The organism is Streptomyces finlayi, assembly GCF_014216315.1.
Classification (GTDB): domain Bacteria; phylum Actinomycetota; class Actinomycetes; order Streptomycetales; family Streptomycetaceae; genus Streptomyces; species Streptomyces finlayi_A.
This window is the reverse complement of sequence record NZ_CP045702.1, coordinates 6,497,756-6,516,850: the sequence shown is the minus strand read 5'-3', so window position 1 is coordinate 6,516,850 and position 19,095 is coordinate 6,497,756. Positions and strand designations below refer to the sequence as shown.

Annotated in this window: 18 protein-coding genes and 1 pseudogene; 7 read left to right on the top strand and 12 right to left on the bottom strand. The window is 71.1% G+C overall.

Annotation, left to right across the window (positions count from 1 at the left end):
• Window positions 1-59: 59 nt before the first annotated feature.
• Genes F0344_RS29840 through F0344_RS29830 form a run of 3 tightly spaced genes read right to left on the bottom strand, consistent with a single transcriptional unit; the run spans window position 60 to window position 3,122 of the window.
• Complete coding sequence (locus F0344_RS29840) at window positions 60-656, bottom strand: TetR/AcrR family transcriptional regulator (RefSeq protein ID WP_185301721.1); 597 nt, start codon at window positions 654-656, stop codon at window positions 60-62.
• 37 nt (window positions 657-693) lie between these two features.
• Complete coding sequence (locus F0344_RS29835) at window positions 694-2,361, bottom strand: AMP-binding protein (RefSeq protein ID WP_185301720.1); 1,668 nt, start codon at window positions 2,359-2,361, stop codon at window positions 694-696.
• Entirely contained in the window at window positions 2,358-3,122 is a 765-nt protein-coding gene (locus F0344_RS29830) for an SDR family oxidoreductase (protein ID WP_185301719.1), read from the bottom strand. Before F0344_RS29830 ends, F0344_RS29835 begins: the two co-directional genes overlap by 4 nt.
• A gap of 174 nt (window positions 3,123-3,296) precedes the next feature.
• Here F0344_RS29830 and F0344_RS29825 point away from each other — a divergent pair, with 174 nt between their 5' ends.
• Window positions 3,297-4,562 carry an exo-beta-N-acetylmuramidase NamZ family protein gene (locus F0344_RS29825; protein ID WP_185301718.1) on the top strand — a complete coding sequence of 422 codons (1,266 nt, stop codon included), beginning with the start codon at window positions 3,297-3,299 and terminating at the stop codon, window positions 4,560-4,562.
• Between the two features lie 172 nt (window positions 4,563-4,734).
• Entirely contained in the window at window positions 4,735-5,346 is a 612-nt protein-coding gene (locus F0344_RS29820) for a hypothetical protein (protein ID WP_185301717.1), read from the top strand.
• A gap of 36 nt (window positions 5,347-5,382) precedes the next feature.
• Here F0344_RS29820 and soxR read toward each other — a convergent pair whose 3' ends face one another.
• Window positions 5,383-5,850: a redox-sensitive transcriptional activator SoxR gene (gene soxR / locus F0344_RS29815; RefSeq protein WP_185301716.1), complete on the bottom strand. Its 468-nt coding sequence runs from the start codon at window positions 5,848-5,850 to the stop codon at window positions 5,383-5,385.
• Window positions 5,851-5,965: 115 nt separating this feature from the next.
• Here soxR and F0344_RS29810 point away from each other — a divergent pair, with 115 nt between their 5' ends.
• Complete coding sequence (locus F0344_RS29810; protein WP_185301715.1) at window positions 5,966-6,427, top strand: MaoC family dehydratase; 462 nt, start codon at window positions 5,966-5,968, stop codon at window positions 6,425-6,427.
• On the opposite strand, the gene F0344_RS29805 is transcribed toward F0344_RS29810, so the two are convergent.
• From F0344_RS29805 to F0344_RS29795, 3 genes are all read right to left on the bottom strand, one after another.
• Entirely contained in the window at window positions 6,418-7,038 is a 621-nt protein-coding gene (locus tag F0344_RS29805; protein WP_185301714.1) for a TetR/AcrR family transcriptional regulator, read from the bottom strand. The genes F0344_RS29810 and F0344_RS29805 overlap by 10 nt on opposite strands.
• Before the next feature lie 73 nt (window positions 7,039-7,111).
• Window positions 7,112-7,402, bottom strand: a complete 291-nt coding sequence (locus F0344_RS29800; RefSeq protein ID WP_185301713.1) for a YiaA/YiaB family inner membrane protein — start codon at window positions 7,400-7,402, stop codon at window positions 7,112-7,114.
• Window positions 7,403-7,503: 101 nt separating this feature from the next.
• Window positions 7,504-8,655 carry an acyl-CoA dehydrogenase family protein gene (locus F0344_RS29795; protein WP_185301712.1) on the bottom strand — a complete coding sequence of 384 codons (1,152 nt, stop codon included), beginning with the start codon at window positions 8,653-8,655 and terminating at the stop codon, window positions 7,504-7,506.
• A gap of 62 nt (window positions 8,656-8,717) precedes the next feature.
• Between F0344_RS29795 and F0344_RS29790 the strand changes: the two genes are divergently transcribed.
• The 4 genes from F0344_RS29790 to ppk2 are packed head-to-tail and all read left to right on the top strand — an operon-like array spanning window position 8,718 to window position 12,150.
• Window positions 8,718-9,395: a TetR/AcrR family transcriptional regulator gene (locus tag F0344_RS29790; protein ID WP_185301711.1), complete on the top strand. Its 678-nt coding sequence runs from the start codon at window positions 8,718-8,720 to the stop codon at window positions 9,393-9,395.
• A gap of 15 nt (window positions 9,396-9,410) precedes the next feature.
• Window positions 9,411-10,130 carry an ArsR/SmtB family transcription factor gene (locus F0344_RS29785; RefSeq protein WP_185301710.1) on the top strand — a complete coding sequence of 240 codons (720 nt, stop codon included), beginning with the start codon at window positions 9,411-9,413 and terminating at the stop codon, window positions 10,128-10,130.
• A gap of 33 nt (window positions 10,131-10,163) precedes the next feature.
• A complete protein-coding gene (locus F0344_RS29780) occupies window positions 10,164-11,156 on the top strand; it encodes a DMT family transporter (protein ID WP_185301709.1) in 993 nt (330 codons plus the stop codon).
• A complete protein-coding gene (ppk2, locus tag F0344_RS29775) occupies window positions 11,122-12,150 on the top strand; it encodes a polyphosphate kinase 2 (protein WP_185301708.1) in 1,029 nt (342 codons plus the stop codon). Before F0344_RS29780 ends, ppk2 begins: the two co-directional genes overlap by 35 nt.
• A gap of 16 nt (window positions 12,151-12,166) precedes the next feature.
• Here the strand turns inward: ppk2 and F0344_RS29770 are convergent, their stop codons facing one another.
• The 5 genes and pseudogenes from F0344_RS29770 to F0344_RS29750 form a co-directional block, all read right to left on the bottom strand.
• Complete coding sequence (locus tag F0344_RS29770) at window positions 12,167-13,246, bottom strand: Zn-dependent alcohol dehydrogenase (RefSeq protein ID WP_185301707.1); 1,080 nt, start codon at window positions 13,244-13,246, stop codon at window positions 12,167-12,169.
• A 49-nt stretch (window positions 13,247-13,295) separates the two neighbouring features.
• Window positions 13,296-14,690: an aldehyde dehydrogenase family protein gene (locus F0344_RS29765; RefSeq protein ID WP_185301706.1), complete on the bottom strand. Its 1,395-nt coding sequence runs from the start codon at window positions 14,688-14,690 to the stop codon at window positions 13,296-13,298.
• A gap of 257 nt (window positions 14,691-14,947) precedes the next feature.
• Entirely contained in the window at window positions 14,948-16,306 is a 1,359-nt protein-coding gene (locus tag F0344_RS29760; protein WP_185301705.1) for an ABC transporter ATP-binding protein, read from the bottom strand.
• A 136-nt stretch (window positions 16,307-16,442) separates the two neighbouring features.
• A pseudogene (locus F0344_RS29755) lies at window positions 16,443-16,676 on the bottom strand (citrate:proton symporter); the annotation flags it as partial.
• Between the two features lie 135 nt (window positions 16,677-16,811).
• Window positions 16,812-18,992 carry a molybdopterin-dependent oxidoreductase gene (locus tag F0344_RS29750; RefSeq protein ID WP_185301704.1) on the bottom strand — a complete coding sequence of 727 codons (2,181 nt, stop codon included), beginning with the start codon at window positions 18,990-18,992 and terminating at the stop codon, window positions 16,812-16,814.
• Between the last annotated feature and the right edge of the window lie 103 nt (window positions 18,993-19,095).

The window sequence follows — 19,095 nt, the reverse complement described above, 5'->3', positions numbered from 1 at the left end:
CGGGAAGCGCACTGGAGATGTCCTGGAGGTGCCGGAGCCCGAAGCCCCGGGACGGCCGCCTACGGGCGCAGGGCGCGCAGCAGCAGGTCCGCCAGATGACCGGCGACCTCCTGCTGGCTCAGCGGGCCGTCGGGGCGGTACCAGGTGGACAGGTGGTGGACCGAGCCGAAGTGGTAGTCGACCACGAGGTCCGCCGGAGTCGCCGTGGAGAACACCCCGGCCTTCTGGCCCTCTTCGATCAGAGCCCGGAAACGCTCGTGGTAGCGGCGCCGCTCCACGCGCACCTGCTTGTTCTTCTCGGGGCTCAGGTGGTGCATCGACCGGAAGAAGATCGAGGCGTCGTCGAGGTTCTCGATGGTCGTCACGACCACGTCCGCCGCCGCGTCGCGCAGTCGCCGCTCGATCGGGGCGTCGGCGTTCGCGTAGGCGTCGAGCCGCTCCTGCTGGAGCCGCAGCACCCGGGCGTACACCTCGTGCAGGAGGTCTTCCTTGGAACCGAAGTAGTGGTAGAGCGCGCCCTTGGTGACGCCCGCCGCCTCGACGATCTCCTGGACCGAGGTGCGGTCGTAGCCACGCTCGGCGAAGAGCCGGGTGGCGGCGGCCAGCAGCCTCTGAGGGACGGGAGTGCCGTTCCCGTCCGTCGTCGCCTTGGCCATTGCCGCCACCTGCCTTTCGTACGATGCGTGAACCGGTCTAGCGGGGGGAACGCAGTTCCCGCCTGAGGATCTTCCCACTAGCCGTCTTGGGCAGCTCCGTCAGGATCTCCACCTCGCGCGGATACTTGTACGCGGCGAGCCGTTCCTCGCAGTACGCGCCCAGTTCGCCGGGCTCGGCCGTGGCGCCCGGCCGCAGGCTGACGTAGGCCCGGACCGTCTCGCCGCGGTACGGGTCGGGGACGCCCACGACCGCCGCCTCACGGACCGCCGGATGGGTGTAGAGCACGTCCTCGACCTCGCGGGGCCACACCTTGAACCCCGAGGCGTTGATCATGTCCTTCTTGCGGTCGACGACGTAGAGCCAGCCCGCCGCGTCCATGAAGCCGATGTCGCCGGTGCGCAGTTCCCCGTCGGGGAAGGCCGCGGCCGTTGCCTCGGGCAGGTTCCAGTACCCCCGGACCACCTGGGGTCCTCGTACGGCGATCTCGCCCTGCTCCCCGAACGGCACCTCCTGACCGTTCTCGTCGAGAATCCGGACGACCGTGTCCGGCCCCGGGACACCGACGGAGAGCGTGCCGGACACCGGGTCGACGGGGGCTTCCCGCTCCGGCGGTACGGCGGCGCAGGGCGCCGTGCACTCGGTGAGGCCGTAGCCGTTGCGGATGTACGGGCCGAAGCCCGCCCGGAACTTCTCCACCAGCGCCGGCGGCAGCGGGGCGCCGCCCGAGGAGATCACCTGGAAGGAGGCGAAGTGCTCCGGGGTGACTCCGGGGTGCGCGGCGAGCGCCATGAAGGCGGTCGACGGGCCGACGGTGTAGGCGGGGCGGTGCTCGGTGAACGCTTCGAGGACGACGCTCGTCTCGAAGCGGTAGGCGAGCACCAGGGTGCCCGCGTTGACGACGCAGGCGGCGAGCTGGCACACCATGCCAGTGATGTGGAAGAGCGGGGCGAGCGCGAAGTAGGCGGAGCCCTCCGCGACGGGGTGACCGGTGCGCTGCCGCTCGGCGTTGACCATGATGTTGCCGTGGGAGTTCATGGCGCCCTTGGGCGTGCCGCTGGTTCCCGAGGTGTAACTGATCAGCGCCACGTCGTCGGCGGTGAGCTCCCGGTCTTCGGGCGCGGCGAGGCCCTGGCGGGCGACGGCGACCAGGTCGTCGGCCCAGTCGTCCTCGCCGGGCGCGGGCAGGCGTTCGAAGCCCAGGACGCGGGGGTCGTTCTTCGTCTGGAGGTCCAGCTCGCAGGCGGTGACGGCGATCCGTACGCTCGGGGCCGCCTCCGCGGTGGCGTGCAGATAGGCGTCCCAGGCCCGGTCCGAGCAGATCAGCGCGGTCACCTCCGCGTCCTTCAGGACGTGGGAGACCTCGCCGGACTTGTACATCGGGTTGAGGGGGACGACGGTGGCGCCGGCCTTCCAGGCACCGAGCAGCGCGATGACGAACTGCGGGCTGTTCTGGAGCATGATCGCGACGCGGTCGCCGCGTACCAGTCCCCTGGCCGTGAGGTGCCCGGCGACGGAGTCCGAGAGCGCGTCCGTCTCCCGGTAGTCCAGTCGCCCGTCGAAGTAGGCGAGGGCCGGGCGCCCGGGTGCGCGGGACACGGCCGTGCGGAAGGCGTGCACGAGGGTCTCGGCCGGGGTCACGGGGGCGCGCTGGGCCTCGGTGAGCAGGGCGAGCCACGGCCTGGCCGCATAGATCGACCCGGTCATGAGCTGTTCCCCTCCCACTTCCGCTGGAGGTGGTTCATATTGCCGAGCCAGTGGTCCGGGTCCTTGGCGCGGGCCCGGTAGTACGCCGCGACCTCGGGATGCGGCAGGACGAGGAAGCGGTCCTGCTCGATGGCGTCGAAGAGGGCGTCGGCGACCGCCTCCGGCTCGATCGCGCTGGGGGCGAGGACGAGCTCGCCGGCCGAGCCCGCCGCGGTCAGCATGTCCGTACGGACGCCCTGGGGACAGATCGCGTGGACCTTGACACCGCGGTGCCGGTAGGTCAGGGAGAGCCACTCGGCGAAGGCGACCGCGCCGTGCTTGGTGACGCTGTACGGCGCCGCGCCGATCATCGTGAGCAGCCCGGCGGCGGACGCGGTGGACACGAAGCGGCCGTTGCCGCGCTCCAGCCAGCCCGGGAGCAGCACCTTCGCCGCGCGTACGTGGGCCATCACGTTGACGTCCCAGGCCGCGGCCCAGACCTCCTCGTCCGCGAAGACGTCACCGGGTGAGGCGAGCCCCGCGTTGGCGCAGTAGACGTCCACCGTGCCGTCGAGCGCGTCACGGGCGTCGTCCACGATCCGCGAGGCGTCGCCGGCGACCGCGGTGCCGCCGATCTCCTCGGCGAGGTCCTTGATCCGGCCGATGTCGAGGTCGTTGACGACGACCCGCGCACCCTCCGCGGCGAACCTGCGGGCCAGCGCGGCCCCGATGCCGCCTCCGGCTCCCGTGACCACTACACCAGCGCCCTGCACCGTACTCATCGGATCCCGCCTCTCTCAGCCGACTTCACCGGCAGACTAACCAGTCGGTATGTGATCCGGGAAGAGCTGCGCACCAGCGCGGGAAATCTACGCGGGTCCGGGTCGTTCCGTGCGGCCGACGCCCGCGCTAGCGTGCGTGAGCACGACAGTCGGCGCGATCATGGAGGTTGACGAATGAACCTGTCCAGACGTGGTTTGCTGACGGCAGGCGGTGCCGTGGGAGCCCTCGCGGTCACGGCGGCCGGGACGGGGAACGCGGCCGCCCTCACGGGACAGGGTTCCGGGCGCGGAGGTGTCCGCACCGGTTTCGACCGGCTGGCCGCCGACGGCTACCGGCTGCTGAAGGGCCGGAAGGTCGGACTCGTCACCAATCCGACCGGGATCACCTCCGACGCACGCCATGTCGTCGATGTGATGCACCCCGACGACCGGGTGAACCTGACGGCGGTCTTCGGTCCCGAGCACGGGTTCCGCGGCACCGCTCAGGCGGGCGGCTCCGAGGGCTACTACGACGACCCGGCGACCGGGCTGCCGGTCTACGACACGTACCTGAAGAGCGGCCAGGCGCTCGCGGACATCTTCACCGCCTCGGGCGTGGACACCGTCGTCTTCGACATCCAGGACGCGGGCGCCCGGTTCTACACCTACATCTGGACGCTGTACGACTGCATGCGGGCGGCGGCGCTCGCGGGCAAGCGGTTCGTCGTCCTCGACCGGCCGAACCCGATGACCGGCAGGGCGGCGCTCGGCCCCGTCATGGAACCGGCGTTCGCGACGTTCGTGGGCCGCCGGGAGATCTCCCAGGCGCACGGCATGACCGTCACGGAGCTGGCGCTGCTCTTCAACGCGGAGTTCCTGGCCGACCGGCCGGTGGAGCTGGAGATCGTCACGATGTCGGGGTGGCGGCGTTCGGACTTCTTCGACGAGACCGGGCTGCCGTGGGTGCCCCCGAGCCCCAACATGCCGACACCCGAAACGGCTCTCGTCTACTCGGGGACGTGTCTCTTCGAGGGCACGAACCTCTCCGAGGGGCGGGGCACGACCCGCCCGTTCGAGCTGCTCGGCGCCGAGGGCGTCGACCGCCGCTGGGCGGCCGCCGCCAACGCGCTGGACCTGCCGGGCGTGGCGTTCCGCGAGGCGTACTTCGCGCCGACGTTCTCCAAGTTCCAGGGGAAGACGGTCGGTGGTGTGCAGGTGCACGTCCAGGACCGCACGGTCTTCGACCCGGTCCGTACCGGCATCGCCCTGCTGGTGACGGCGAAGCAGTCCTGGAGCGGCTTCGCGTGGCGTGCGGACAACTGGATCGACAAGCTGACCGGCAACACCCGGGTCCGCACGATGATCGACGCGGGCGCCGGCACCGATGAGGTCGTCGGAGCCTGGGAAGCGGACCTGGCGAAGTTCCGGGTGATCCGGAAGCGGTACCTCCAGTACCGCTGATCCGAGACCGCCGCGCGGGCCCGCTCCCCCGGGCCCGCGCGGCCTCCGCGTTCGTACCGTTTCACCTTGGACGTCTCAGGCTCTGGACAGCTCACTTTTGAATGGAGCCGATCGGGGCAGCTGTACGTCCCATTACGTGACGCCGAAGTACGAGTGACGGAGGTGGCAGTGAATGGCCGGTTTCCGGAGTCTTGCGAGACAGGTCCGCGATCCGCGGGGGGATCCGGCATTGCGGAGGTATTCGCTCCGCAAGTGCCTCGAACGGTTCGCCCCCTACGGCCACCGGGCGACCTGGGACCATCTGTGCGCCCGGCACGGCATCGGGCCCGAGGACAGGGACCCCGACCCGGCACGCCTGGTGGGCGCGCTGAGCGAGTTGGAGGAGGCGCGGGCCGTCTGGCTCGCGTACGAGTCGGGATTCGCCGAGCGGCGGCGGCGGGAGAAGCGCGACGGGCTGCGCCGCCCGGCCTCCTTCGACGACTGGCACCGGCGGACCTGGGGCGGCAACGGGATCGCACGCTGCGAGGACCCGGGCGTGCATCCCTCGGCGCCGCTCGCCGAGGTCCTGGGGCGGCTGATCTCGGCCCTGGGCTCGGAGCCGGGGACCGCCTGCCCGGTCTGCGCGGAGCACGGCATCGCCTGGCGGCAGGAGCTGAAGCAGGAGCCGTGGTCGGGTCCGGTGTGCGGCGGCTGCGGAATCGTGGTTCCGCAGCACGTACTGACACCGGGGGCCCTGGCGAGGGCCCGGCGCGTACGCCTGCGCGACCTGGCGTCGGTGGCCTGAGGGGCGCCGCGCCCGGCCGCGATCCGACGCGGCCCGCTAGGCCGGCTTGCCGCGCTCGGGCATCAGGCGCGAGCCCGTCATCCGCTCGCCGGAGATGTCGTTCGGGTTGGAGAGCACACAGGCTTCAAGCGAGAGGCAGCCACAGCCGATGCAGTCGGTGAGGTGGTCGCGCAACTGGCCCAGCCGCTTGATGCGCTCGTCCAGTTCGGTGCGCCACGCCTCCGAGAGCCGTGCCCAGTCGTCACGGTTGGGGGTGCGCTCCTCGGGCAGTTCGGCCAGCGCGTCCCGGATGGTGGCCAGGGGAATCCCGACGCGCTGGGCCGCGCGTACGAACGCGACCCGGCGCAGCGCGTCCCTGGTGTAGCGGCGCTGGTTTCCGCTGGTGCGCCGGCTGCTGATCAAACCCTTGGCCTCATAGAAGTGCAGGGCCGAGACCGCGGCGCCGCTACGCGCGGAGAGCTGGCCGACCGTGAGTTCGTGGAGTGTCTGCGGGATCTGTGGCACCTCTCGAACCCTACTGGTCCTCCGTTGACAGGACAGCACTCACCCAAGGATGCTGAGCAAGCGCTTAGACATCGCCCGTCCAGGGCACGTGAGCCGGAAGGCAGGGACCAGGAACATGGCAGAGCCGAAGATCTTCACGTCCGCACAGGAGCTGCGCGACGGAGTGGGTGAGGAGCTGGGCCACAGCGAGTGGCTGGAGATCGACCAGAAGCGGATCGACCAGTTCGCCGAGGCCACCGGCGACCACCAGTGGATTCACGTGGACCCCGAGCGCGCGGCAGCCGGCCCCTTCGGCACGACGATCGCGCACGGCTATCTGACGCTCTCGCTCCTGCCCGCGCTCGTCCCGCAGATCATGCGCGTCGAGGGCATGAAGATGGGCATCAACTACGGCACCAACAAGGTGCGCTTCCCCTCGACCGTCCCGGTGGGTTCACGGCTGCGCGCCACCGCCGTGCTCAGGAACGTCGAGGAGGCGGGCGGCGGCGTGCAGGTCACCGCGGTGGTCACCATCGAGCGGGAGGGCGGCGACAAGCCCGCCTGTGTCGCGGAGTCGGTGTCCCGCTACTACTTCTGAGCCGCGACCATCCGCAGGACGAGGTCGGCGTAGAGCGCGCCGACCTCGTCCGGCGTCCGGCTGCCCTGGGCGTTGAACCAGCGCGCCACGTCGATGCAGAGGGACAGCACGGCGAGTGTGGTGCCGGGCACGTCGGGGACGTCGAACTCCCCCGCCGCGACGCCTTCGCTGATGATCCGGCGCACCACGGCGTCGCTCTGCCTGCGCAGCTCGATGATCTCGGTGCGGTGCTCGTCGGCGAGCGCGTCGAGTTCGTACTGCACGACACGCGCCGTGGTGTGCCGCTCGGCGTGCCACCGGACGAAGGACCGTACGGCGCCGGCGAGCCGCTCCGCCGCGGAACCGTCACTGCCGGCCTCGGCCTCCAGGAGGGCCAGGGCCCGGTCGTGACCGATCCTGCTGATCCGGTGGAGCAGCTCTTCCTTGGTCTTGTAGTGGATGTAGAGGGCGGCCGGGCTCATTCCCGCCCGGCCGGCGATGTCGCGGGTGGTCGTCGCGTGGTACCCGCGCTCGGCAAAGGCTTCGACGGCGGCGACGAGAAGCCGCCGTGCCGCCTCGGGCGTGACCTCGCCCCACGGCGTGTCGTCGCCGGTCTCCTCCGCCGTGCTCATCGTCACTCGCCCCTTCCATCGGCAGGACGAACACCATACCCCGATCCTGAGCAAGCGCTTAGGGTCGGGCGGGTCAGAGCTTCTGGAACGGGTCGTGCTCGGCGAGGATCTTCTCCAGTCTGGCCTGGTCGACCCGGCTGACCAGCTGACCCGCCTCCTGGCGGTCCCTGATGACCTTGGCCAGGGTGAAGCACGAGGTGACGAGGTAGAGGACGCCGATGGCGAGGAAGCCCCGCACCCAGCCGTCCGCGTCGAGGAAGAAGATTCCGAGGGCCACCGAGCCCATCGCCACCCCGAAAGAGGCGACGGCCTGACCGTAGAAGGCCGCGGTGCCCTGCTGCTTGACCGATGCTGTCTCACTCATGGCCCCAGTTTCGGGGGCCGTGACGGGCACCACATCGGTCCGGATACTCAGTCCGGTACTCAGACGACCGTTCGAGTGACGCACCCCGGGAAGCAGGACGGTCAGAAGGCGGAGACCCCCGTCAGAGCGCGGCCGATGATGAGCTTCTGGATCTGGCTGGTGCCCTCGTAGAGGGTCATCACCCGGGCGTCCCTGACCAGCTTGCCGACCGGGTACTCGTCGATGTAGCCGTAGCCGCCGAAGACCTGGAGGGCGTTGTTGGCCGCCCGAACGGCCGCCTCGGAGGCGAACAGCTTCGCCGTGGACGCGGCGGTGGCGAAGTCCTGGCCCCGGTCGACGAGGTCGGCGACCCGCCAGGTCAGCATCCGGGCCGCGTCGACGTCCACGGAGATGTCGCTGATCAGCTCCTGGACCAGCTGGTAGCCCGCGATGGGCCTGCCGAACTGCTCACGCTCACCCGCATAACGCACGGCCGCGTCCAGGGCGGCCTGGGCGATGCCCACACAGCCCGCGGCGACCGACATCCGCCCCTTGGCCAGCGCGCTCATCGCGATCGAGAAGCCCTTGCCCTCGGGGCCCATGAGCGCCGAGGCGGGCACCCGGACGTCCTCGAGGACGATTTCGGCGGTGGCCTGGCCGCGCAGGCCGAGCTTGCCGTGAATGGTGCGGCGGGTCAGCCCGGGGGTGCCGGTGGGGACGAGGAAGGCGGAGACGCCCTTGTGGCCGGGGGTGCCGTTGGTGCGGGCGAAGAGGAGCACCACATCGGCCCAGGTGCCGTTGGTGATGAACATCTTGGTGCCGTTGATGACGTAGGTGTCGCCGTCGGCCACCGCCCTGGTCGTCAGGTTCCCGGCGTCGGAGCCCGTGCCCGGCTCCGTGAGCCCGAAGCAGCCGATGGCCTCGCCCGAGGTGAGGCGCGGCAGCCAGGACCGCTTCTGCTCCTCGTCCCCCCACGCGGCGATGGTCTTGGCGACCAGGCCCAGCGAGACGGAGACGATGCCGCGCACCGAGGAGTCACCGCGCCCCAGCTCCTCGGTGACGAGGCAGTACGTCAGGTGGTCGCCGCCCGAGCCGCCGTACTCCTCCGGGACCGTCAGCCCGAGGAAGCCGAGAGCGCCCAGCTTCCCGACGATCGACCTGTCGACATTCTCGGCCCGGTCCCACGCGACTACGTGCGGGGTGATCTCACGCGCCACGAAATCCACGGCAAGCCGCCTGACCGCTTCCTGCTCCTCGCTCAGCTCCAGGTTCATCCTGTGCCACTCCACTTTAATTAGCACTGCTAGTTTTTGCTGGCAGCCCTACTATGTGCCGCATGGCCCGACCGCGCAAGCCCCTCCTCAGCAGAGAACGCATCATCGAAGCCGCGAGCGCCCTCGTGGACTCCGAGGGGCTCGGAGCCGTATCGACCCGGCGCCTCGCCGCCGAGCTCGGGGTCAGCGGGCCCTCGCTCTACAACCACTTCCGAAACAAGGACGAGATCCTCGACGCGGTGGCCGACAGCGTCTCCGCGCAGGTCGATCTGTCGATGTTCGACGAGTCGGACCCCCGTGACTGGGCAGCCGCGCTGCACGACTGGGCGGTCTCCTACCGCGCGGCCCTGGCCGCGCACCCGCACATCGTCCCGGTGCTCGCCCAGGGCCCCGGCCGCCGCCCGGCCGGTCTGCGGGTCGCCGACGCGGCCTTCGGCGGCATGGTCCGCGCGGGCTGGCCGCCCGCGCAGGCCACCTACATCGGCGCTCTGACGCGGTACTTCGTGACGGGCTCGGCGCTCGGTTCCTTCGCCCGCGGCTTCGTCGACGACGAGACCGCGTACGACCCGGCCGACTATCCCCACCTGGGCCAGGCCCATCTGCTCGCCGAGCACCGCCAGCAGGTCGACGAGGGCGCCTTCGAGACCGGTCTGCGGGCACTGCTGGACGGTCTCGCCCTCCAGTACGAGCGGATGGTGACCGGGAGCGGCACGGTTCGGCGCACACCGAACCGCGGCTGACGCATCCTGGTCCGTATGGCACGTACGACACCTCCCGATCCGGCCGCGCCCCGGCTGGCGGCGCTCGCCGCGCTGCTCGCCGACGAGACCCGCGCCTCCTTCTGCCTCGCCCTGCTCGACGGACGCGCCTGGACCGCCGGTGAGCTGGCCCGGCACGCCGGAGTGGCACCGTCCACCACGAGCGAGCACCTGGGGAAGCTGATCGCGGGCGGGCTGCTGGCCGAGGAGCGGCAGGGCCGTCACCGCTATGTGCGGCTGACCGACGAACGCGCAGCACACCTCGTCGAGGAACTCGCCGCCCGGGTCGTACCCGACGCCCTGGACCGGCCGCGCACCCTGCGAGCCGCGAGTACCGGCAGTGCGCTGGCCCGGGGCCGCACCTGCTACGACCACCTCGCGGGGCGGCTGGGCATCACGATCACCGAGGCGATGACGGCACGGGGGCTGCTGCGGCAGGACACCGGGTTCGCCCTCACCGGCGAAGGGCTCGGCTGGTTCGGCTCCCTGGGCATCGGCCTGGATCCGGGGACACGCAGGCCACTCGTGCGGGCCTGCCTGGACTGGACGGAGCGCAAGCCGCATCTGGCAGGTGTCGCGGGCGCCGCCCTGTGCCGCCACGCGCTCGACACCGGCTGGTGCGTACGGATCGGCTCGGGACGCGCGGTGAAGGCGACGCCTGACGGGGAACGGGCCCTGGCCGAACTGCTCGGGATCGAGGCGGCGACTATTCGGTAGGCGCCGAAGCGTCCGGGCCCTACCGTCGAGCCCATGACTACGACACCGACCACGCCGGCCACCGGTCAGGCCCTGCCCGCTCGTGACTGGCGCGCCCCCGCGGCGGCCTGCACCACGGTGCTGCTCTGGGCGTCCGCCTTCGTCTCCATCCGCAGCGCCGGCGAGGCGTACTCGCCCGGCGCGCTGGCACTCGGGCGGCTGCTCGCGGGCACGCTGGTCCTGGGCGCGATCTGGCTCGTACGCCGTGAGGGGCTGCCGTCCCGGGCCGCGTGGCCCGGGATCATCGGGTCGGGGCTGCTCTGGTTCGGGCTGTACATGGTGGTGCTCAACTGGGGTGAGCAGGAGGTCGACGCCGGGACCGCCGCGATGGTGGTCAACATCGGGCCGATCCTGATCGCCCTGCTCGGCGCCGGGCTGCTCGGAGAGGGGCTGCCCCGCCGGCTGGTCGTGGGGATGGGTGTGTCGTTCACGGGCGCCGCGGTGGTCGGGCTCTCCATGTCCGGGGACGGCGGTTCATCGGTGCTCGGAGTGCTGCTCTGTCTGCTGGCCGCCGTGGCGTACGCGGGCGGAGTCGTGATCCAGAAGCCGGCGCTGCGGCACGGATCCGCCCTGCAGGTGACCACCTTCGGCTGTCTGATCGGTACGGTCGCCTGTCTGCCGTTCACCGGAGTGCTGGTCTCCGAGGCCGCCGCCGCTCCCCTGTCGGCCACCCTGAACATGGTGTATCTCGGCGTCTTCCCGACCGCGCTGGCCTTCACCACCTGGGCGTACGCGCTGGCCCGCACCACCGCGGGGCGGATGGGCGCGACGACGTACGCGGTGCCCGCGCTGGTGGTGCTCATGGCGTGGCTGCTTCTCGACGAGGTGCCCGCCCCGCTCACCATAGGCGGCGGCCTGCTCTGCCTGGCCGGGGTCGCGGTCTCCCGGAGGCGTACGCAGACTGGCCTGGAGCCGACGCATCCGGCTGCCCTGCCGGTGGAAGGACCTCGTCATGACACGGAACGAGAGCAAGCCGACCGGCCGTAACAGCACGAACCGACAGGCCGGGCCCCCGGAGGACGACGCCGACCGGAGTGCCGAGGCCCGGGCCGCACGCTACGGCGGGCCGTTCCTCGACAAGTTCGACGTCGTCGACAGCGGGGATGACGATCCGGTCCTGGTGACGCCCGAGGGGCACGCCCGGGATGCCTGGCGCGAGGACTACCCGTACGGCCGGAAACTGGCCCGGCGGGAGTACGAGAGGACCAAGCGGACCTTGCAGATCGAGCTGCTCAAGCTCCAGCACTGGGTGAAGGAACGCGACGAACGGCTCGTGATCCTCTTCGAGGGGCGTGACGCGGCGGGCAAGGGCGGCACGATCAAACGGTTCACCGAGCACCTCAATCCCCGTGGTGCGCGGGTGGTGGCGCTGGAGAAGCCCACGGAACGCGAGCGGACCCAGTGGTACTTCCAGCGCTATGTGGCGCATCTGCCGAGCGCCGGGGAGATCGTGCTGTTCGACCGCTCCTGGTACAACCGGGCGGGCGTGGAGCGGGTGATGGAGTTCTGCACCACCCGCGAGTACCTGGAATTCATGCACCAGGCGCCGGACTTCGAGCGCATGCTCGCCCGTGACGGCATCCACGTGGTGAAGTTCTGGTTCTCGGTCTCCCGCAACGAGCAGCGCAACCGGTTCATGATCCGGCAGATCGATCCGGTACGCCGGTGGAAGCTGAGTCCGGTCGACCTCTCGTCGCTGGACAAGTGGGACGCCTATACGGAGGCGAAGGAGCTGATGCTCTTCCACACGGACACGGCGGACTCCCCGTGGACCGTGGTGAAGAGCAACGACAAGAAGCGGGCCAGGCTCGAGGCGATGCGGCACGTGCTGGACCGCTTCGACTACCCCGGCAAGGACGAGTCGGCGATCGGGACGCCGGACCCACTGATCGTGGGTCCGGCGTCCCGGCTCTTCGAGCAGGGCGAGATGGACGCCCGGCTGCTCACTCCCGGACTGGCCGCGGTACGGGAAGGGAACTGAGCCCCGTGCGGCGCGGCTAGAAGACGACGAGGGCCCGGCCACCCTTGCCCGCGATCATGTTGTCGAAGGCCGCCGGGATGCCTTCCAGGGCGATCCGTTCGGTGACCATCATCGAGAGGTCGAAACGGCCCGCCCGGATGTGCTCGGCCAGGACGGGCAGATCACGCTCCGGGTCGCTGTTCCCGTACACGCAGCCGGTCAGCGACCGGCCCCAGTGGAAGATCTCCAGGGCGTTGAAGGTCACCTCCTGGTCCTTGCCGCCGATGCCGACGACCGTGGTGCGGCCGCCGCGGCGCGTGGAGTCCCAGGCGGCACGGATGGTGGCCGGGCGGCCGACGCACTCCACCGCCACGTCCGCGCCCTGCCCGCCGGTCAGGCCGCGGACGTCCTTCGCCGTCCGCTCGTGCGCGACGACGTAGTCCGTCGCTCCGGCCCGGCGGGCCAGGTCCTCCTTCTCCGGCGAGACGTCGACGGCGATGATCTTCGACGCACCGGCGATCCGGGCGGCCTGGAGCACGGCGAGACCGACGCCGCCGATCCCGTACACGACGACGCTCTCGCCCGCCCGGACCCGGGCGGAGTGGTGGACGGCCCCGTAGCCGGTGAGGACCGCGCAGCCCAGCAGGGCGGCGTCGGTGAGCGGGATACCGGCCGGGGAGGGCAGCACACAGTTCGCCGCGACGACCGTCTCCTGGGCGAAGGCCGCCACGTTGAGGCCCGGGTGGAGTTCGGTGCCGTCGGCGGTGCGGGCGTGGATGTTCGCCGCGCCCTTCAGCGCGTTCGCGCAGAGCCAGACCTCGCCGAGCCCGCAGGGGTGGCAGTTTCCGCAGGAGGGAGCCCAGTTGAGGACGACGCCGTCGCCGGGTGCGACATGCGTGACGTCCTCGCCGACGGCGACGACCGTTCCGGCGCCCTCATGGCCGAGGACGGCGGGGACCGGGAGCCGCATCGTGCCGTTGGTGAGGGACAGGTCGGAGTGGCAGACCCCCGCGGCGGCGAGGCGTACCCGCACCTGGCCGGGGCCGGGCTCCGGGAGTTCGATGTCGGTGATCTCCAGCGGAGCTCCGACGGCGGGCAGTACAGCGGCGCGGACCACGAACGGGCTCCTCGGTGATCGGAGGGTGCAAAGGGGGTGGAAGAGTCGCTCAGAACTGCAGGGACTTGGTCTGGAGGTACTCGGCGAGGCCGTGCGGGCCCAGTTCGCGGCCGACGCCGGACTGCTTGTAGCCGCCGAACGGGGCCAGCGGGTTGAACCGGCCGCCGTTGATGTCGACCTGCCCGGTGTCCATCCGGCGGGCGAAGGCCACGGCCTCGGCGTCGTCGGCGGCCCAGACGGCTCCTGCCAGCCCGTACACGGTGTCGTTGGCGATACGGAGGGCGTCGTCGACGTCCTCGTACCTGAGGATCGAGAGGACCGGGCCGAAGATCTCCTCCTGGGCAATGGTCATCCCGGTGGTGACATCGGCGAACACGGTGGGGCTGACGTAGTAGCCCGTCGCGCGCGGCGCCTCGGGGCCGCCGGCGACGAGCCTGGCGCCCTCCTCGATGCCCTTCTCGATGTAACCCAGCACCCGGGCCTGCTGCTTGGCGTTGACGAGGGGGCCGACCCGCTCACCGGGGACGTACTTGGCGACCGCCGCCGCCGCGAGGGCGACGGCCTCCTCGTACCGCTCGCCGTCGACGAGCATCCGGGTCCAGGCGCTGCACGTCTGGCCGGAATTGGACATCACGTTGGCGACGCCCACGTTGACCGCCTTGGCGAGGTCGGCGCCGGGCAGGATCACGTTGGCGGACTTGCCACCGAGCTCAAGTGCGACGCGCTTGACCGCGGCGCCCGCCGCCGCACCGATCCGCCGGCCGACGGCCGTGGACCCGGTGAACGAGAGCAGGTCGACGCCCTCGTGCTCGGCGAGCGCCTGTCCGGCGACCGGGCCGAGGCCGGTGACCAGGTTGAAGACCCCTGCGGGCAGCCCGGCCTCCTCGGTGGCCTCGGCGAAGAGCTGGGCGGTGAGCGGGGTGTCCTCCGCGGGCTTGAGCACGACCGTGCAGCCCGCGGCGAGCGCGGGGGCCACCTTGGCGACGATCTGGTGGAGCGGGTAGTTCCAGGGGGTGATCGCACCGACGACCCCGACGGGCTCCAGCAGGACGGTGGAGTTGCCCAGCCTCTCCTCGAAGGAGTACGAGGCGGCCAGCTCCGCGTACGAGCCGGCGACCATGACCGGCACCCCCGCGTGGACGGCCTGGGAGAGGGCGAGCGGTGCGCCGAGCTCCGCGGTGACGGTCGCGGCGATCTCGTCCTTCCGGGCGGCCAGCACGTCGCGCAGGGCTCCGATCCGTGCGGCGCGCTCGGCGGGCGGGGTGGCGGCCCAGGAGGGGAACGCCGCACGGGCGGCGCGTACCGCCGCGTCGACGTCCGCCGCCGTGCCCGCCGGGACATGGCCGATGACCTGCTCGTCCGCCGGGTTCACGACCGTGATCGTGTCCCGGCCCTCGGCCGGACGCCACTGGCCGCCGATGTACATGCCGTCATGGGCCTTCATGGGTTTCCTCCCGGGTTCGCGCCGCGCACCGCCGAAGTCGTCCGTACGGCCGCCGTCCGACCCCAAACTAGCGCCGTTAGTTTTTCGGCGCCAGGGACCTGCCGGAGACGCCCGTCACTCCCGGCGTCCGCGCGCGGCGGCCGTCCGCCGGCCGCGGGCTCCCCGGATCACGCCCTCCCGGCCCGCGTCGAACCCGTCCGCGGCCGAGGACAGCGCCCCGGCCGGGACCCTGCGCACCGGCTCCCACGCACCGGCCCTCACACATCCAGCCCCGGCACATCCCGCGGCAGCGGACAGATCCGCCGGCCCTGCTGATCGAAGACGTACAGGTGCTCCAGGTCGACGAGCAGCGGCACCTGCCCGCCCCGCCGCAACCGCATGTCGGGCCCGGTACGCACCACGAGGTCACCGGCCATGAGCCCCGGCCGGTCGGGGCTGTGCGGATCCTGCCGCCCGGAAACCGGTTCGTCGAGGGAGACGACGGGGCCGCCGACATGCCCCGTGGCCCGCTCCCGGAGCCGTTCCAGCACCCCCACGCCCGTACCGCCTCCGCCGGCCCGCCGCCGTCTCCGCGCGGCCTGCTGTGGCCGGGCCGATTCCAGCTCGGGCACCACGGCCGGCTGCGAGCCCGTGTTGAGGTGGACGAGCGCCTCGTGCCCCTGGTACTCCACGTGCTCGACGACGCCGCTCAGGGCGACCTCCCCGGGACGGGCGTGACTGGGCGGCGCGATCCGCACCGCCTCGGAGCGCAGCCCCACGATGAGGTCGCGGCCCTGCTGGATGCGGAGCAACTGGTGCTCCGCACTGAGCGGTTCGGGCAGCGGCAGCCGCTGCCGGCCCAGGTCGATCGACATGCGCCCGTCCAGCGGCGCGTGAACCACCGCCCGCAGCAGGTTGATGCGCGGGGTGCCGATGAACGCGGCGACGAACACGTTCTCCGGCAGCGCGTAGACCTCGCGCGGTGCGCTGACCTGCTGGAGGACTCCTCCGCGCATCACGGCCACCCGGTGCCCGAGCGACATCGCCTCCGCCTGGTCGTGCGTCACGTACACCGTCGTCACACCCAACTCGGCTGTCAGTTGCGCGATTTCCGCCCTCAGGTGGTTGCGCAGCTTCGCGTCCAGATTGGAGAGCGGCTCGTCCATCAGGAAGGCGGACGGCCTTCGCGAGATGGCCCGTCCCATCGCCACGCGCTGGCGCTCACCGCCGGAGAGCTGGGCCGGGTAGCGGTCCAGCACACTTTCGATGCCCAGCATCCGGGCCGTGGACTCCACACGTTCGCTGTGGTCCTGGCGGGGATTCTCCAGCTTCAGCGGAAAGCCGATATTGGCTCGATTGGTCATGCTCGGGTAGAGCGCGAAGTTCTGGAAGACCATGGCCATGCCGCGTTCGCTCGGAGGCATGTGGTTCGCCGGTTCACCGTCGAGGAGCAGCTCCCCCTCCGTGACCTCCTCCAGCCCGGCGATCATGCGGAGCACGGTCGATTTCCCGCAGCCGGAGGGGCCCAGCAGCACCACGAACTCCCCGGGCGCGATGGAGAGCGAGAGGTTGTCGACGGCGCGCGGAGCCCGTCCGTAAGCCTTGCTGACCTGGTGCAGTGCGATGGCGCGAGTCATGGGTTTTCCGCCCGGCAGGGTGAAGGGAACGCGCGCCAGAGAGCGGCTGCGTGGCCTGAAGTTAGCCCACTGGGCGGGGTGGTGGGAATGACTCGCGCGAAGGTTGGGGAAATGGGGTTCCGGTGGGGCGGAAGTGCAGGCCGACGTCGATCATCATGCCGAAGTAGACGATGGCGAACATGAGCATCGCCGCGGTCGGCGCGAGATCGCCGACCCCTTCGATGACGTAGTCGCCGAGCTGCGCTCCTTGCCCGACGGCGACGCAGAACAGTGCGGGGATCAGGACCAGCGCCGCGATCGGCGACATCTTCTTCGTCATGATCAGGACCAGGAAGGTCGCGATCATGGCGAAGCCGAGGATTGTCAGCATCAGGGGTACCTCACGTTCACCTTTGAACTCCCACCGGAGTCGGCGGTGCGGATGACGTCAGGGCTCCCGTTACGGCGTCAACAAGATGTCGGCGTGTGAGCAATACGAGCAAAACCCCAGGTCAACGACTTGGTGCTAGGCAAGGGCAGTCACCGACACCGGTACGGCGTTGAGCACGGCGGTGCCGGACAGCGGGTCGAGGAGCGTGCCGTCGAGCAGTTGGTTCACGTTGACGCCGGGGGTGGCCGAGGCGACGGACATCCGGGTGCCGGGCCGGCCGTGTCCCCAGCCGTGCGGCAGGCTCACGACACCCTCCCGGACCGCGTCGGTGACCTCCGCCGGCGCCTCGATCTCGCCTCCGGCGGCCTTGATACGGGCGGTGGCGCCGTCCACGAGCCCGATGCGGGCCGCGTCCTTCGGGTGGATCTGGAGCGTGCAGACGTTGGAGCCACCGCTCAGCGCGGCGACGTTGTGCAGCCAGCTGTTGTTGGAACGCAGATGACGGCGGCCGACGAGGACGAGCCCGGCCCGCTCCTGGTCCAGCGCCCGCCGGAGCCGGGGCAGGTCGGCGGCGATCGGAGCGGGGAACAGTTCGACACGCCCGCTGCGGGTCTTCAGGAGCTGCGGGACGCGCGGCTCCAGCGGGCCCAGGTCGATGCCGTGCGGATGGGCGAGGAGCCGGTCGAGAGTGAGGTCGTACGGGCCGAGACGCAGCATCAGATCGAGCCGCCGCTCCGGTCCGCTCGTGCCGGACAGCTCGCCCGCCAGCTCCTTCGGCGCCCCGGCCGCGGTGAGGGCGGTATCGATGACCAGGTCGTCGACCGTGTGCGGCGGAGCACCGTGCATCCCGCCGACGGCGAGCACGAGCCGGGCGAGGATCTCGCTCTCGTCCATCCGGTCCGCGTCCAGGGGAACGGCCGGGCGTGAGTAGCGCACCTGGTTGCGCACGGCGAAGGAGTTGAACGCGAAGTCGAAGTGGGCGCTCTGCGAGGGCGGGGGCGGAGGCAGCACGACGTCGGCATGGCGCGAGGTCTCGTTGAGATACGGGTCGACGCTGACCATGAAGTCCAGGCCCCCGGCGAGCGCCCGGTCAAGACGGTCGCCGTCGGGGGCGGAGAGCACGGGGTTGGCGGCGATTACGAGCAGGGCGCGGATGCGGCCCTCCCCCGGCGTCTCGATCTCCTCGGAGAGCGCGGCCATGGGGAGTTCGCCCTTGGCCTCCGGGTGCCCGGAGACCCGGCTCGCCCAGCGGCCGAGGGAGAAGCCCTTGCCGGGTGCGGCGGGGCGGGGCGCGCGTGCGGTCGCGGAGAGGGGGAAGAGGGCACCACCGGGGCGGTCGAGGTTGCCGGTGAGGATGTTGAGGACGTCGACGAGCCAGCTGGCGAGCGTGCCGTGCTCGACCGTGCAGCTGCCGATGCGCCCGTACACGGCGGCGGTGGGGGCGGCGGCCAGTTCGCGGGCGAGCGTACGGATGGTGGCGGCGTCGATGTCGCAGGCTGCGGTGACCGATTCCGGCGTGAACTCCTGAAGGGCCTGGGTGAGTTCGTCCAGTCCGTCGAGATGGCCGGCGAGCGGGCCGGGGTCGGCGAGCTTCTCCTCGATGAGGACATGGGCGAGAGCGGCGAGGAGAAGGGCGTCGGCACCCGGCCGGATCGCCACGTGGCGGTCGGCGAGCCGGGCGGTCCTGGTGCGGCGGGGGTCTATGACGGTGAGGGTGCCCCCGCGCCGCCGCAGCGCCTTGAGCTTGCCCGGGAAGTCGGGAGCGGTGCAGAGACTGCCGTTGGATTCGAGCGGGTTGGCGCCGATGAGCAGGAGATGGTCCGTGCGGTCGAGGTCGGGCACCGCGATGGCGTGGGCATCTCCGAAGAGCAGCCCCGAGGCGACGTGCTTGGGCATCTGGTCGAGCGTGCTCGCGGTGAAGACGTTGCGCGTGCGGAGTGTCTTCAGCAGGACGGGCGGGTAGAGCGCGCCGGCCATCGTGTGCACGTTGGGGTTGCCGAGGACGACGCCGACGCTCTGCGGTCCGTGCTCCTCGATCAGCGCCGGAACACGGGCGGCGATCGCGTCGAACGCCTCTTCCCAGCTCGCCTCCCGCAGAACCCCGTCCGTACGGATCAAAGGGGTGCGCAGCCGGTCGGGGTCGGCGTCGAGCCCGCCGAAGGCGGCTCCCTTGGGGCAGATGAACCCCTGACTGAAGACATCGTCCCGGTCACCCCTGGCGCCGGTGACGGACGTGCCCTCGATGGTGAGGATGAGTCCGCAGGTGGCCTCGCAGAGGGGGCAGATACGCGGAGCGGTACGGGAGTTGGTGGACATGGGTCCTCCCCGGTGGGCGACGGCGGCACGCGGACAGGAGTGAGCATACCGACCGGTACGGATGGTGGGGAGGTGTCGGCGGTACCGATCCTGCGGGGGTGCG